The organism is Actinoplanes sp. NPDC051405 (assembly GCF_055586185.1).
In genome coordinates this window covers 22,428-35,599 of sequence record NZ_JBVJIR010000025.1, presented here as the reverse complement: position 1 = coordinate 35,599, position 13,172 = coordinate 22,428, and the positions used below count along the sequence as shown (strand labels likewise).

At 71.2% G+C, this 13,172-nt stretch carries 14 protein-coding genes; 5 read left to right on the top strand and 9 right to left on the bottom strand.

Annotation, left to right across the window (positions count from 1 at the left end):
• Positions 1 to 17: 17 nt before the first annotated feature.
• A complete protein-coding gene (locus ACZ6S4_RS39495; protein WP_465479807.1) occupies positions 18 to 413 on the top strand; it encodes a PLD nuclease N-terminal domain-containing protein in 396 nt (131 codons plus the stop codon).
• A gap of 36 nt (positions 414 to 449) precedes the next feature.
• Here the strand turns inward: ACZ6S4_RS39495 and tuf are convergent, their stop codons facing one another.
• The 3 genes from tuf to ACZ6S4_RS39480 form a co-directional block, all read right to left on the bottom strand.
• Positions 450 to 1,637: an elongation factor Tu gene (gene tuf / locus ACZ6S4_RS39490; RefSeq protein ID WP_465479806.1), complete on the bottom strand. Its 1,188-nt coding sequence runs from the start codon at positions 1,635 to 1,637 to the stop codon at positions 450 to 452.
• A gap of 248 nt (positions 1,638 to 1,885) precedes the next feature.
• Positions 1,886 to 2,668, bottom strand: coding sequence for a L,D-transpeptidase family protein (locus ACZ6S4_RS39485; RefSeq protein WP_465479805.1), 783 nt, complete (start codon positions 2,666 to 2,668; stop codon positions 1,886 to 1,888).
• 19 nt (positions 2,669 to 2,687) lie between these two features.
• Positions 2,688 to 4,565 (bottom strand): serine/threonine-protein kinase, encoded by a 1,878-nt coding sequence (locus tag ACZ6S4_RS39480; RefSeq protein WP_465479804.1) that lies wholly within the window; start codon positions 4,563 to 4,565, stop codon positions 2,688 to 2,690.
• A gap of 333 nt (positions 4,566 to 4,898) precedes the next feature.
• Between ACZ6S4_RS39480 and ACZ6S4_RS39475 the strand changes: the two genes are divergently transcribed.
• Positions 4,899 to 6,995, top strand: coding sequence for a hybrid sensor histidine kinase/response regulator (locus ACZ6S4_RS39475; protein ID WP_465479803.1), 2,097 nt, complete (start codon positions 4,899 to 4,901; stop codon positions 6,993 to 6,995).
• On the opposite strand, the gene ACZ6S4_RS39470 is transcribed toward ACZ6S4_RS39475, so the two are convergent.
• The 3 genes from ACZ6S4_RS39470 to ACZ6S4_RS39460 are packed head-to-tail and all read right to left on the bottom strand — an operon-like array spanning position 6,980 to position 9,023.
• Positions 6,980 to 7,147: a hypothetical protein gene (locus ACZ6S4_RS39470; RefSeq protein ID WP_465479802.1), complete on the bottom strand. Its 168-nt coding sequence runs from the start codon at positions 7,145 to 7,147 to the stop codon at positions 6,980 to 6,982. The two genes, ACZ6S4_RS39475 and ACZ6S4_RS39470, sit on opposite strands and share 16 nt — an antisense overlap.
• Positions 7,147 to 8,088: a glycoside hydrolase family 88 protein gene (locus ACZ6S4_RS39465; protein ID WP_465479801.1), complete on the bottom strand. Its 942-nt coding sequence runs from the start codon at positions 8,086 to 8,088 to the stop codon at positions 7,147 to 7,149. The genes ACZ6S4_RS39470 and ACZ6S4_RS39465 overlap by 1 nt, the downstream gene beginning before the upstream one ends.
• On the bottom strand, positions 8,085 to 9,023 hold the full coding sequence (locus ACZ6S4_RS39460) for a ribose-phosphate diphosphokinase (protein ID WP_465479800.1): 939 nt from the start codon (positions 9,021 to 9,023) through the stop codon (positions 8,085 to 8,087). Before ACZ6S4_RS39460 ends, ACZ6S4_RS39465 begins: the two co-directional genes overlap by 4 nt.
• A gap of 99 nt (positions 9,024 to 9,122) precedes the next feature.
• Between ACZ6S4_RS39460 and ACZ6S4_RS39455 the strand changes: the two genes are divergently transcribed.
• Positions 9,123 to 9,950, top strand: a complete 828-nt coding sequence (locus ACZ6S4_RS39455; RefSeq protein ID WP_433720486.1) for an ABC transporter ATP-binding protein — start codon at positions 9,123 to 9,125, stop codon at positions 9,948 to 9,950.
• Here ACZ6S4_RS39455 and ACZ6S4_RS39450 read toward each other — a convergent pair.
• On the bottom strand, positions 9,947 to 10,420 hold the full coding sequence (locus ACZ6S4_RS39450) for an OsmC family protein (protein ID WP_465479799.1): 474 nt from the start codon (positions 10,418 to 10,420) through the stop codon (positions 9,947 to 9,949). The two genes, ACZ6S4_RS39455 and ACZ6S4_RS39450, sit on opposite strands and share 4 nt — an antisense overlap.
• A gap of 10 nt (positions 10,421 to 10,430) precedes the next feature.
• The gene (locus tag ACZ6S4_RS39445) at positions 10,431 to 11,039 is read right to left on the bottom strand and encodes a hypothetical protein (RefSeq protein WP_465479798.1); all 609 of its coding nucleotides are present in this window, start codon (positions 11,037 to 11,039) and stop codon (positions 10,431 to 10,433) included.
• Between the two features lie 27 nt (positions 11,040 to 11,066).
• Between ACZ6S4_RS39445 and ACZ6S4_RS39440 the strand changes: the two genes are divergently transcribed.
• Positions 11,067 to 11,786: an MBL fold metallo-hydrolase gene (locus ACZ6S4_RS39440; RefSeq protein WP_465479797.1), complete on the top strand. Its 720-nt coding sequence runs from the start codon at positions 11,067 to 11,069 to the stop codon at positions 11,784 to 11,786.
• A 225-nt stretch (positions 11,787 to 12,011) separates the two neighbouring features.
• Positions 12,012 to 12,755, top strand: a complete 744-nt coding sequence (locus ACZ6S4_RS39435) for a DUF6082 family protein (protein WP_465479796.1) — start codon at positions 12,012 to 12,014, stop codon at positions 12,753 to 12,755.
• Between the two features lie 3 nt (positions 12,756 to 12,758).
• Here ACZ6S4_RS39435 and ACZ6S4_RS39430 read toward each other — a convergent pair whose 3' ends face one another.
• Entirely contained in the window at positions 12,759 to 12,995 is a 237-nt protein-coding gene (locus ACZ6S4_RS39430) for a hypothetical protein (protein WP_465479795.1), read from the bottom strand.
• Between the last annotated feature and the right edge of the window lie 177 nt (positions 12,996 to 13,172).

The window sequence follows — 13,172 nt, the reverse complement described above, 5'->3', positions numbered from 1 at the left end:
TGTCATGATCTCTCGCCATGATCCGGCTGTATTCGCTCTTCGTGCTGATCGACCTGGCGCTGCTCGTCGTCGCGCTGATCAGCTGCCTGTCCGCCGAGGAATTCGAGATCCGGGCGCTGCCCCGGATCGCCTGGGTCTTCCTCATCCTGCTGTTCTCCCCGATCGGCGCGATCGCCTGGTTCGTCGCCGGCCGTCCGGCGCGTCCCGTGCGGCTCAGCAGCGGCACGACCTGGCGACCGGGCAGCGGCTTCCCCGAGCAGGAGCGGCCCCGGCGCGCCGCCCCGCTCGCGCCGGACGACGACCCGGAGTTCCTCAAGAGCCTGGGTCAGGACAAGACCATGCTCGAGCGCTGGGAGGCCGACCTGCGCCGCCGGGAGGAAGAGCTGCGCAGGCAGGAGCCCAAGGAGCAATGACAGAACGGGGCCACCCGCAGGTGGCCCCGTCCCCGTTCAGTCCAGCAGTTCCTTGACCGTGCCCGCGGCGACGGTGTGGCCGCCCTCGCGGACCGCGAAGCCGAGACCGACGTCCATCGCCACCTCCTTGCCCAGGTTCACCGTCAGGTCGACCGTGTCACCCGGCATGACCATCGGCAGCTCGCCGAGGTCGATCGCGCCGGACACGTCCGTGGTGCGGAAGAAGAACTGCGGGCGGTAGTTCGCCACGAACGGCGTGTGCCGGCCACCCTCCTCCTTCGTCAGCGCGTACATGGTCGCCGTGAAGCTCTTGTGCGGCTTGACGCTGCCCGGCAGCGCCACGACCTGGCCGCGCTGCACCTGGTCGCGCTTGATCCCGCGGAGCAGGATCGCCGCGTTGTCACCGGCCTCCGCGGTCGGCAGGCTCTTGCCGAACGTCTCGAGCCCGGTCGCGACCGTGCTGAGCGTCTCGCCCAGGCCGACGACCTCGACCGGGTCGCCGACGCGCAGCGTGCCGCGCTCGATCTTGCCGGTGACCACGGTGCCGCGGCCACTGATGGTGAGCACGTTCTCGATCGGCATCAGGAACGGCTCCCCCAGCTCCCGCTCGGGCACGGGCACGTACGCGTCCACGGCGTCGAGCAGGTCCACGATGGACTGCGTCCACCGCGGGTCGCCCTCGAGGGCCTTCAGCGCGCTCACGCGCACCACCGGCACCTCGTCGCCGGGGAAGCCGTACTCGCCGAGCAGCTCACGCACCTCCAGCTCGACCAGGTCGAGCAGCTCCTCGTCCTCGACGGCGTCGCTCTTGTTGAGCGCCACGACCAGGTACGGCACCCCGACCCGCTGGGCGAGCAGCACGTGCTCGCGGGTCTGCGGCATGGCGCCGTCCTGCGCCGAGACGACGAGGATCGCCCCGTCCACCTGCGCCGCCCCCGTGATCATGTTCTTCACGTAGTCGGCGTGCCCCGGCATGTCGACGTGGGCGTAGTGCCGGGCCGCGGTCTCGTACTCGACGTGGGAGATGTTGATGGTGATGCCGCGCAGCGCCTCCTCCGGCGCCTTGTCGATGCCCTCGAAGGCGACGAACCGGTTGGCGGCCGGGTCGCGGTCGGCGAGGACCTTCGTGATGGCGGCGGTCAGGGTCGTCTTGCCGTGGTCGACGTGACCCATCGTGCCGATGTTCAGGTGTGGCTTGGTCCGGACGAACTGGCTCTTGGCCATGGTGGTATCTGTCCTCACTGGATGCGAGAAACGATCGGGTCGAAAAGGTGGAACGCGAGCCTTGCCCAGGGACGCGCGCCAGAACCGCGCAGCTACCCTTCCCCGGGTTCTGCTGCGGCTTGGGGAAGGGTCAGATTCGCGTATCGCACGCGGGAGCGGCCAGCGGGGAGAACCCCGCGGGCAGCTGCAGACCGGGTGCGAACATGCGGATCACGGTAGGCGGTAACGCCGGAACCGGCGACCTTATTTCACACCTTGCCGAGGTCGGCCGTCGGCGCCATCACGATGCGCGGCAACTGGGCCGGATCGAGCCACTGGAGCACCCGGACCACGTCGCTGCGGCTCAGCGACACGCAGCCGGCCGTCGAGCCGGAGCCCTTGACGTGCAGGAAGATCGCCGAGCCGCGCTTGACGTTCGCCGGCTTGCTGGTGACGTACTGGCCGTGAGTGGCGTCCCAGGTGATCGAGCTGGGCGCCGGGCGGTTGTAGTCGATGACGGCCGCGAACTCGTACTGCGTGGGGTACGCCGCCAGCCTTTCCGCCTCACCCGTACGCCAGGTGCGCTTGCTGGACGCCGACGGCTGGAACATGTTGTAGGTCCTGGGGTCCTTGTTGTCGCCGACCCAGTAGTCGTTGGTGTCGGCGCGGGTCCACGGCATCTTGGTGCTGGGGCCGTTCTTCAGGCCGAAGGTCTGGGTGATCCGGAAGGTGCCCATCGGCGTGGTGCCGGAATCCTGGATCCGCTGCCCCGCCCAGGCCCAGCCGGCATAGCCGTTGCGCGCCGCCATCGCCGGGAACTTGGCCGTCCAGGTCTTGCCGTCGGCGCCCAGCTGGTACGTGTACACCGTCGAGTACGAAGAGCCGCGCGACTTGCCGACCACCACGATCACCTGCCGGGAGTCGGCCACCTTGGCCAGCTTGGTCGGGTGGTACGGCGGGACAGCGGCGGCGTCGGCGGACATCGCCCGCACCACGCCGAGACCGGCCACGACAGCGCCGAGCACGATCCCGGCCGCGAGCAACCTACGCATAGTTCACGGACGATACCGCTCACCAGTCGAAGGCGCTGCCCCTCGCGACCTTGGCCCCGCCGTACCGACTCTGGCCGAAGGTCCACGACATGATCACCTGGTAGCGGCGGCCCCTGACCGGCTCGACCGTCAGCGGCCCGCAGACCCGGGTCGGCTGGGCCTTGGTGAAGGTCAGGCCGGTGCAGACCTTCGGGCTGCCGACCGTACGGCCGGAGCTGAGGTCCTGCAGGGCGACCGCGATCCGGCCCTCGCCCGGGGTGGGGGCGGTCAGCATCGCCTGGATCCGTACCCGGCTGCCCAGCGCGTGGCAGGGACTGACCACCAGCGGGGTGAAGCCGGCCATGCCGAACTCGCGCTCGCAGGCGTACGGGCCGTACGGCTGGGCCTCCTTGACCCGGGGTTTCGGGGTGCTCTTGCGGGGGGCCGCCGGCCGCGCCGGGGTCAGCGCCTGCGCGGCGACCGCAGGGCCGGCGGAACGACGCCGCTGGGCGGCGGGTTCGTGGGACGCACTGGTCCGCACGGCCGGGGCCGAGCGGGATGCGGCGACCGAGCCCGAGGGCCGGCTCGCCGGCAGCATCGGCTCGGCCGCCGCGGCACCGGCCTGCTGCCCCGGGGTACGGACGAGGTGCCAGGCCGTGGTGGCCACGCCGGAGGCCAGCATCGCGGCCGAGACCACCGCGATGGTCGCCCAGGGCCGGCCCCAGCGCCAGCTCGCCGGCTGGTTGCGGCGCCGCGGCACCGGCAGCCGCACGCCGGCCAGCGACGGGTGGACCGGCTTCGGCACGTCCGGACCGGCGGCGCGCGGCTTCCGCTCATCTCCGCGCGGCTTCCGCTCATCCCCGCCGCGGGCAGACCGGGACGACACAGGCTCATCCGCGGAGCGGGCGGACCGGGACGACACAGGCTCATCCGCGGAGCGGGCGGACCGGGACGACACAGGCTCATCCGCAGCAAGGACGAGCCGGGACGAGACGGGCTCGGCGGCGGACCGCTCGGGCCGCGGCAGCGCGGGTGCGTCCCCCGCCGCGCGGGCCACGGCGCTCAGCTCGGCGATCAGCTCGCCGGCGGTCGGGCGGAGCCGGGGCTTCTGCTCCAGGCAGCCGGTGATGATCTCCCAGAGCGGATCGGGGATGCCCGGCAACCGCTGCGGGTTGCCCTCCAGGTGCAGCCGCATCAGGTCGTGGACGGTGTCGCTGTCGTACGGCGGCCGCCCGCACACCATCTCGTAGAGCAGCACCCCGAGCGCGTAGATGTCGGCCGCGGGGCTGACCGTGGCGCTGTGGAACGCCTCCGGCGCCATGTAGTGCGGGGTGCCGACGACGGCGTGGGTCGTGGTGAGGCTCGGGGTGTTCAGGACCCGGGCGATGCCGAAGTCGGTGAGGCGGGTGTCGAGCTCGCCGTCCGTACGGTGCAGCAGGATGTTGTCGGGTTTGAGATCGCGGTGGATGATGCCCAGCTCGTGCGCCTCGGCCAGCGCGGCCGCCACCTGCGCGGCGAGGCGGGCCGCCTCGCCGGGCTTGAGGGTGTGCTGCTCGCGCAGGTATTCGCGCAGGCTGCCGCCGGGGACCAGGTCCATCACCAGGCCCAGCGACTCGCCGACGCTGAACAGGTCCCGGACCCGCACCACGTTGCGGTGCCGCAGCATCAGCAGGATCGTGCGCTCCTGCACGAAGCGGGTGACCAGCTTGGGCTGCCGGAGCAGGCTCTCGTGCAGCAGCTTGACCGCGACCGGCTCGCCGGAGGCCCGGTCGACCCCCCGCCAGACCGTGCCGGTCGCCCCCTGCCCGATGGGACGGACGAGGATGTACGAACTGCCGACGCACCGTCCGCTCAGATCGAGCGTCGACGCGCCGTCCGAATCCGGGCGTACGCCGCTGCCCGTGGGATCCTGATCCACCTGTGGTCGTGTCCTTCCGCCGCTGCGGTGCTCTGCCAACCTTCGCTGTACCGAGGCCTTCGCTGACCAGGCGGAATGATGGTGTTTGTCCGGATCAAAAGGCAAATGCATGCGTCGGAGTTCGCACCCAAGGTAGTTGTGCGGGGTCGCCCGTCACCCCGGCGGCACCTCGTCGTTCCTGGCCATCGAGAGCCCGTGAACAGCGAAAACTCCGCGGACGGCCGGCGTTGGGACGCGCCGGGCGGGTGTGACGGGTGGGAACATCCTCGGCCGGACGGTTGCTTTGCCGGGAAACGACCACGACGCCCCGCGCTATTGCAGATAGTGAACGACATGGGTGTCATGGCTTATCCCCTCCGATACGCGCTGGCCGACCTGGCCCTGGCGCTCAGCCGCGCCTCCCAGGATGCGGCGACTGTGTGCGCGACCGCGGCCCAGGCCGCGGCCGACATGCTCGGCGACGGCGCCGGTGTCCAGCTGTTGCGCGACGACGGCCGGTACGACGCGATCACGTTCCACCATCCCGACGACGAGCTGAACCGGCCGTACGCCCGGCTGCTCGACCGGGAGGGTGAACTGCCCGACGACGACTTCTCCACGGGGCTGGCCGCCAGCCGCCGGCCCGTGGTGCTGGCCGGCGAGGGCACCGAACCGCTCAGCGAGCTGCCCCGGCCCCGGCACCAGGCGTACGTGGACCCGGGCGGCCACCCGCCGGCTGTGCACTCGGCCGTGCTGTGCCCGGTGATCGTGGACAACACCTACGCCGGCTACCTGGTGCTGGTCCGCGCCACCCCGGGCTCGGCCTACACCGAGGCCGAGGTCGAGCTGGCCCGCGACATCGCCGGCGAACTGTCCCTGGCGCTGTCGTCGGCCCGGGCCATGGAACGGCTGCGGGCCAGTGAGGAACGTTACCGCCGGGTGCTGGAGACCATCCCCGAGGGCGTGCTGCAGCTCGACGCGGACGGCGTGGCCACGTACGCCAACGAGCCGATCGGTGTCGTCCTCGGCCTGCCCCGCGCCCAGCTGGTCGGGGTCTCGCTGCGCGGCTTCCTGGACGAACGCGGCCAGGCCGAGCTGATGCGCCGGCTGGCCGAGTGCCGGGCGGGGCGGTCCACGGTCGGCGGGGCCCGGCTGATGCGCGCCGACGGTTCGCAGCGCAGCGTGCGGATGAGCATGATGCCGCTGACCGACGAGCACGGCCAGCACCTCGGCGTGCTGTGCATGATCACCGACACCACCGACCACATCGACACCAAGGGGCTCAAGCGCCAGCTCGACCACCTGCGCCGGCTGGACAGCATGAGCCAGCTCATCGGCGGCATCTCGCACGACTTCAACAACCTGATGACCGTCGTGCAGGGCTCCGCCGACATGATCGCGACGACCACCGCCGAGGGCTCGCCGCAGCACCAGATGGCCAAGGACATCATGGACGCGGTCAGCACCGGCCGGACGCTGACCCATCAGCTGCTGGCGTTCGGGCGGACCGAGGGCAACCGGCCGGAGGTCATCCCGATCCCCGACCTGCTGACCGACGTGCAGAGCCTGTTCAGCCGGACCCTGGGCGAGCGGATCGGCCTGGACCTGGCCTTCGGACCGGACGTCTGGCCGGTCAAGGCCGAGCGCGGCCCGCTCGAGCAGGCGCTGGTCAACCTGGCCGCGAACGCCCGCGACGCGATGCTGCACGGCGGCATGCTGCGGGTGGCGGCGACCAACGAGGTGGTGGCGCCGGGGCAGCTCGCCGAGGGCGCGCCGACCGGCCGGCTGGTGCACATGGTCATCCAGGACACCGGTACGGGCATGTCCGACGAGACCCGGCGGCGGGCGCTGGAGCCGTTCTTCACCACCCGGCCCACCGCCGCCGGGCTGGGCCTGGCCACCGCCGCGGGCGTCGTGCAGAGCATCGGCGGGCACATCTCGCTGGAGTCGCAGCCCCGGATGGGCACGACCGTGCACCTCTACCTGCCCGCGGCCGAGGAGCGCACCACCCCGGCGGTGGACCGGCAGAGCACTCCGTCGGTGATCGGCCGGGTGCTGATCGTCGAGGACCAGCCCGAGGTGGCGCAGCTCGTGCAGCGGCTGATCGCGCCGGCCGGCTACGAGATCACCGTGGCCACCGACGCGCTGATGGCCGTGACCCAGGTGGCCGCGGGGGCGCACCCGGACCTGCTGATCACCGACGTGGTGATGCCGGCGATGACCGGGCCGGAGCTGGCCGCGGCACTGCGGACGCACCACCCGGACCTGCCGGTGCTCTACATGTCCGGCTACACGGCGGCGTCGCTGGGCCCGCAGCTGCACCTGGACGCGAACAGCATGCTGGTGGAGAAGCCGTTCACCCGGTCGACGCTGCTGGGCGCGATCCGCTCGCTGTGCGGGCCGCAGCCGGTCCCGCAAGCGGCCGCGCCGGCCCCTCAATCCGGGGCCTGACCTCCGCGGCTGAGACCGAGCAGGAGCGAGGCGAGCACGAGGACGCCCAGGCCGAGCCAGACCCAGGCGGGCGAGGCCCAGTGCTCGTTGGCCAGGTAGCCGGCGATGAGGCCGGCCCCGGCGCCGAGGAGCAGCAGACCCGCGCCGCGCATCAGCTGCGCCCCGGGTGGGCCGGGCCGACCGCGCATGCGGCCAGCAGGTGGAACGCCTGCGCCTCGGCGGACCAGCCGGGCCGGTCGAAGGACGGCGAACCGCACGCGCCACGGACGATGCCGTACCGGTCGACCTCCCGGGTGGCCGCGGCCAGCAGGTCCCGAGCGGTCGCGGCGTAGGACTCCGGCAGCCAGCCGTCGGCCGCGCCCACCGCCGCCGCGTAGGCGAACATCTGCGCCGCGTTGGTCTCCCGGAACGTCGCCGGGTCGTCCAGCACGTCGTGGAACAGCCCGTCCGGCCGGCGCAGCGCCAGGCAGGCGTCCAGCACCTCCCGGGCGTGCGCGGCCAGCCCGTCGCGCTGCGGCAGGTCCGGCACCAGCCGCAGGGTGCGCGCGATGCCCGCGACCACCCAGCCGTTGCCGCCGCCCCAGTGGTCGGCGCGGCGGAGCGTTCCGGTCTCCTCCGACCAGATCGCCGCATACAGCCCGTCCCGGCACAGCCGGCGGCGATGCCCCTCCAGCTGGGCCACGGCCAGGTCGCCCCGGCCGGAGAGCGCCAGGAAAGGCAGCACCATGTAGACGGTGTCGGCCCACATCTCGCCGGCGCCGAGCATGTGGAACAGCGTGCCGTCGGCGGCCCGCGGCGCGTCGTCGGTCAGCCAGGCGAGCTGGCGCCGGGCCGCATCGGCAAAGACCTCTTCACCGGTACGGCGATGAGCGGCCAGCACGGCCTCCCCGCAGGCAGCCCCGTTGACCACCCCGGGCTCGTCCACGTCGCCGAGCCGCCCGTCGGCCCCCTGCCGAGTCACCGCCGCCTCGGCCAGCAGCAGCGCGACGTCGTCCCGCCCCAGGTCCAGGGCGGCCTGCGCCGCGACCCCTTGCTCCCAGGACTGCCGCTGCACGGCTAGCAGCGCGGTCAGCACCCCATCGAGGCGGCTCATGCGAACAGGGCGCTGACCGACTCGCCGTTGTGGATCCGGCGCATCGCCTCGGCCAGCGCCGGGGCCACGGACAGCACGGTCAGCTTGTCGGTGTGGTGGTCCTTGGGGATCGGCACCGTGTTGGTGCAGACGATCTCCTCGATGTCCTTCTCGGCCGACAGCCGGGCCACCGCGTCCGCGGCGAACAACCCATGCGTGCAGGCCACCCGGACGCTGCGGACGTTGCGCTCGCGCAGCCGGGCCAGCAGCTCGAAGACGGTGCTGCCCTTGGCGATCTCGTCGTCCAGCACGATCACGTCCCGGTCGGCCACCTCGCCGATCACCGAGCTGATCACCACGTTGTCGTCGGCGAAGCGCTGCTTGGCGCCGGCCGCGACCTCGATGCCGAGCAGCCGGGCGAACGCCGCCGCCTCCTTGGCGTTGCCGAGGTCCGGGGAGACCACGACGGCGTTGCTCAGGTCGTAGCCCCGGAAGTGGTGGGCCAGCTCGCGCAGCGCGTGCAGGTGGTCGACCGGGACGCTGAAGAAGCCGTGGACCTGCGGAGAGTGCAAGGTCATGGCCAGGATGCGGTGCGCGCCGGCGGTCTGCAACAGGTCCGCGACGAGCCGGCCCCCGATCGAGATGCGCGGCGCGTCCTTCTTGTCGCTGCGGGCGTACGCGTAGTGCGGCAGCACCACGGTGATCCGCCCGGCGGAGGCCCCGCGGGCGGCGTCGAGCATGAAGAGCAGCTCGACCAGGTTCTCCTGGACGGGCGGCACGAGGGGCTGGATGAGGAAGACGTCCCGTTCCCGGCAGTTGCCCTGCAGTTGCACCTCTATGCAGTCGTTGGCGAACCGTGAGGTTTTGGTGGGTAGCAGCGGCACGCCCAGGTGATCACAGATCTCGGCTGCCAGCTCCGGGTGGGCACTCCCGGTGAAAACCGCGATGTCACGCACGGGCACCACCCTAAGCGCTGCGGCGCCGGCACCACGGAGCGACCTGCTCGGCGCGCGCGTGGGTACCTCCGACGAGCGGATCTTCGCTAGCGTGGGCCCATGAACGGACTTGCCGTGGCCTGCCGCCGGGTGGTGCACATCTACCGTGCCGAGGCCGGCGACGTGGTGGCGCTGGCGGGCGTCGACCTGTCCATCGCGCCCGGTGAGACCCTCGCCCTGGTCGGGCCGTCCGGCTCGGGCAAGTCGACGCTGATCGCCCTGCTCGCGGGGCTCATGCGCCCGTCAGCCGGCCGGATCAACATCGGCACGTACGACATGGGCAAGCTCTCCGACGCCGAGGTCTCCCGGCTGCGCGGCACCGAGGTGGGGGTGGTGCTGCAGGGGGCGGCGCGCAATCTGCTGCCGTACGCGTCCCTGCACCGCAACATCTGGCTGGCCCAGCGGCGCGCCGCGCACACCCGCGGCATCGAGCTCGACGACCCGGACCGCATCCTCGACCTGGTCGGGCTGCCCGGGCAGGGCCGGGCGAAGATCGCCGAGCTGACCCCGGGCGCCCGGCAGCGGGCCGCCCTCGCGGTCGGCATCGCGGCCGGACCGGGCCTGCTGCTGGTGGACGAGCCGACCAGCCGGCTGGACACGGCGGGCCGCAACGAGGTGCTGGCGGCGATGGAGACGGTCAACGCCGAACGGCAGACGACGATCGTGGTGGTCACCCACGACAACGAGGTGGGCGCCCGGCTGGGCCGGGCCGTGACGATCCGCGACGGCCGGGTCGGCGCGGAGGGCCGCGACGGCCAGGACTTCGCGGTGGTGGCCGGCGACGGCACGGTGCAGCTGCCCCCGGAGGTTCTGGGCAACTATCCGCCGGGCACGCTCTTCACCGTCGACCACGAGAACGGCACGGTCACGCTGGTCCCGGGAGGCTAGCTCCCGTCCTCCCGCTCCGGCACGGTCCGCACGGTCGGGTTGATCGTGATCGTGGAGTTCAGCGAGTTGGCGATGTAGCACTCGTGATGGGCCTGCTCGACCAGCGCGAGCACCTGCTTCTCGTCGGTGCCGGGGGCCACGTCGATCACCGGCGCCAACTCGATGAGCTCGATCCGCGCCCGCCGAAGGTCCTCGCTCAGATGCCCGACCGCCTCGTCGGTGTAGCTCACCACGTCCACGTGCCGGCGGGCGGCCAGCGACAGGAAGGACAGCAGCTGACAGGAGCTGGCCGCCATGACGACAAGCTGCTCGGGATTCAGCAGGGCGGCGTCACCACGGAAATGCGGGTCGGCGCTGAGCCGCAGGGAGTCGTCGGCCGCGGCGGCGGTGTGGGCGCGTGAGTAGAAACGGTAGCCCGCGCCGGTCGAGCCGTCCCACGCCAGCCGGGCGGTGTGCACCAACTTCTCCATGCCCCCCAAGTTAGCGGGCCGAGCGGCGGCCGCCGTGCGAAGCGACCAGGGCGTCGGCCACGAGGGCGGCGTCCGCGTCGGCGACCTCCCCCGGATACTCCGGCAGGAGGTCGTCCCAGACGACCAGCCACGAGCCGTACAGCTGGGCCTGACCTTCCGGCCGGGCGAAGATCCAGACGTGCAGATGGGCGCCGCCGTCGCCGATGCGGTAGACGTGGGCCCGCGAGATGTGCGGCAGGGCCTGCACGTGGCGGACGATCCGGGTGGTCAGCAGCCCCAGCTCGGCGGCCAGTTCGTCGGGCAGGTCGGCCATGTCGTAGTGGTCGCGCGGATACAGCATCAGGACCAGCGGCACGCCGACTCCGGGGATCCGGGCCAGCCGCCAGTGCTCGTTGAACCAGATCCCCTCGTCCCGGTTCCGGCAGTCGTTGCAGTCCGCGGGGTCCTCGCCGTGCCGTGGAGGCTCGGGCAGCACCGGCGGGCGCAGCGGGGAGACATGCAGCCCGTCCTGCTCGAACGGGCTGATGTCCCATCCCGTCATGCGGGCCAGCGGCAGCCGGCGCTCGGCGTCAGCGATGCTGAGGGCTCGGTCGTAGAACTCATCGGGTCGCAAAGCCATGCGGCGAACCCTAGACGGAGGACGCGAATGGTGAGCGCATTGCGGCATCTCGCCGGCCGGGTATGGCTCTACCCGCACGACCCGGACTCCGCCAAGGTCCAGGGCTGTGTGGCGGTGATCGCCGACGACGCCGGGAGCGTGCTGGTCGACGCGGGCAACAGCCCGGCCATGGCCCGGCGCGTGCGCGAGGCGATCGTGACCGCCGGTCTGCCCCTGCCGCGCCGGCTGGTCTACACCCACCACCACTGGGATCACGTCTGGGGCGCCTGCGCCTGGCCCGAGGTCAAGGTCGTCGGCCACCGGGCCGGGGCACGCCTTCTGCGGACCGAGGCCGGCCGGCCGTGGAGCGAGGCGTACGTGCGCGAGCTGGCCGCCGCCGACGCGCGGATGATTCCGAGCTGCACTGCCCGCACCGCGGCGATGTCGGGGCTCTGGGAGGGCTTCACAGTCGTCCCGCCGCACGTCGAGTTCGACGACACGCTGACGCTGCCCGGCGGCGTCGAGGTGCGGCACGTCGGCGGCGGCCACGCCGAGGATTCCACCGTAGTGGCCGTGCCGGATTCCGGCGTGTTGTTGCTGGGCGACTCGTTCTATCCGCCGCCCCTGCACCTGCGGCAGCCCGGCGACGGGCTGGACGTCGCGCTGATCCGTCGCCTGCTCGCCGACTATCCGCCCACGCACTACTCCTGGTACGTCGACAGCCACGACGATCCGAGACCGAGCACAACCCTGCAACGCATGGTGTGAGCATCAGCGTCGATGCGTGATCGCTTTCCCATCGCCCCGGAACCAATGCCGCGAAATTGCGTCCCGCCGCATCCGGCGAGTCCTCACGCAGGACCCTACAACGAGTATTGGACTTCCTGTTGATGCCTCTTATGGGGAGGTGGCGAATTCGTTTCACGTGCCGCATCATGTGACTTGAAAAACAGCGTCAGCCACCTCAGATACGAGGCGCTGGAGGACAGGATCATGGCAGAGGTCGATCGCTCAAACGCCAGTGCCAGGGCCAGGCCACTCCGCGCGACCCGGATCCTGATGTGGTGTCTGGCCGTCACGGTTCTCACCGGCGTGACACTCCTGGCCGGCGTCGGAGTAGCGGCACTGCTCGGTCAGCAGGGCGATGCGACCTTCTGGAACAAGCTGAGCAATGTCGGGCAGGCATTCGGCGTGCTGAGCTCCATCATCAGCGGCCTGGCCCTTGCCTACCTGGTTGTCACGAGCCGCCTGCAGTTCCGTGAACTGCAGCGAACGGCTGAGGCCAGTCGCGGCCAACTCCATCTCGACATACTCAAGCTCGCCATCGACGATCCGCAGCTCGCCGAGGTATGGCCGCCTTTCCAGCCGGGGCTCACCACGACGCAGAACCGGCAACACCTCTACGCCAACATCATCTATCAGTTCCAGCAGACCTGGATGAGGGTGGGCGGCCACAGCGACGAGGAGGTGCTCGGCACGATGCGCTACCTCTTCACCAGCCCCATCATCCGGGACTACTGGCGAGCGTCGGCACGAGCGCGGATGTCACTGGTCCCCGGCACCGACGAGTACCGACTCGCGCAGAAGGTCGACGAGCTCTGGCACGAGTACGAGGCGGTCATCGCCGCACGCCGGGATCCGACCCACGGATCGGTGAAGGACCTGCACGCGACCGGCGGGAAAGGCGAGGACCGGGATCGAGCCGAGGTCGACCCGCAAGCACCTGAGGCCGCCTGAGCCTCAACCGAGTGGGATGTCCTTCCGGGCCGCGACCAGGGTTGCCCGGCTCACCATCACGATGCGTTCGTATCCGGCAACCGCCGCGTCCGCGGGAAGCTCTCCCGCAAGCTCGGCGGTCATGTCCGTCCCGATGACAGCGAAATTGCCGTCACTCAGTTCGAAGATGTCCGGGCACGTGCCATTGGTAGCACTGCCTCGTTCGCTCGGCGGTACGCCGAGCCGGCGAATGATTTCCACTGGCCTCGCCTTTCAAGACACGGAACAAGAACTCCCGACATGCCGAGGCGACCAATCCAGGAGTGACTTGTCGGCAACAGTGTGTGCTCAACGTGCCGTAGCAGAACGTCACGAGAACCAGGGCACGCTAGCACAATAGATCGGTCCGGCCGAGATGCACGGCAGCGAGGAAAAATT

What these genes read in the sequence shown, in the direction of transcription:
- ACZ6S4_RS39495 (WP_465479807.1), top strand. Translation starts at nt 18, where the DNA reads ATGATCCGGCTGTATTCGCTCTTCGTGCTGATCGACCTGGCGCTGCTC.
- tuf (WP_465479806.1), bottom strand. Translation starts at nt 1,637, where the DNA reads ATGGCCAAGAGCCAGTTCGTCCGGACCAAGCCACACCTGAACATCGGC.
- ACZ6S4_RS39485 (WP_465479805.1), bottom strand. Translation starts at nt 2,668, where the DNA reads ATGCGTAGGTTGCTCGCGGCCGGGATCGTGCTCGGCGCTGTCGTGGCC.
- ACZ6S4_RS39475 (WP_465479803.1), top strand. Translation starts at nt 4,899, where the DNA reads ATGGGTGTCATGGCTTATCCCCTCCGATACGCGCTGGCCGACCTGGCC.
- ACZ6S4_RS39470 (WP_465479802.1), bottom strand. Translation starts at nt 7,147, where the DNA reads ATGCGCGGCGCGGGTCTGCTGCTCCTCGGCGCCGGGGCCGGCCTCATC.
- ACZ6S4_RS39465 (WP_465479801.1), bottom strand. Translation starts at nt 8,088, where the DNA reads ATGAGCCGCCTCGATGGGGTGCTGACCGCGCTGCTAGCCGTGCAGCGG.
- ACZ6S4_RS39455 (WP_433720486.1), top strand. Translation starts at nt 9,123, where the DNA reads ATGAACGGACTTGCCGTGGCCTGCCGCCGGGTGGTGCACATCTACCGT.
- ACZ6S4_RS39450 (WP_465479799.1), bottom strand. Translation starts at nt 10,420, where the DNA reads ATGGAGAAGTTGGTGCACACCGCCCGGCTGGCGTGGGACGGCTCGACC.
- ACZ6S4_RS39445 (WP_465479798.1), bottom strand. Translation starts at nt 11,039, where the DNA reads ATGGCTTTGCGACCCGATGAGTTCTACGACCGAGCCCTCAGCATCGCT.
- ACZ6S4_RS39440 (WP_465479797.1), top strand. Translation starts at nt 11,067, where the DNA reads ATGGTGAGCGCATTGCGGCATCTCGCCGGCCGGGTATGGCTCTACCCG.
- ACZ6S4_RS39435 (WP_465479796.1), top strand. Translation starts at nt 12,012, where the DNA reads ATGGCAGAGGTCGATCGCTCAAACGCCAGTGCCAGGGCCAGGCCACTC.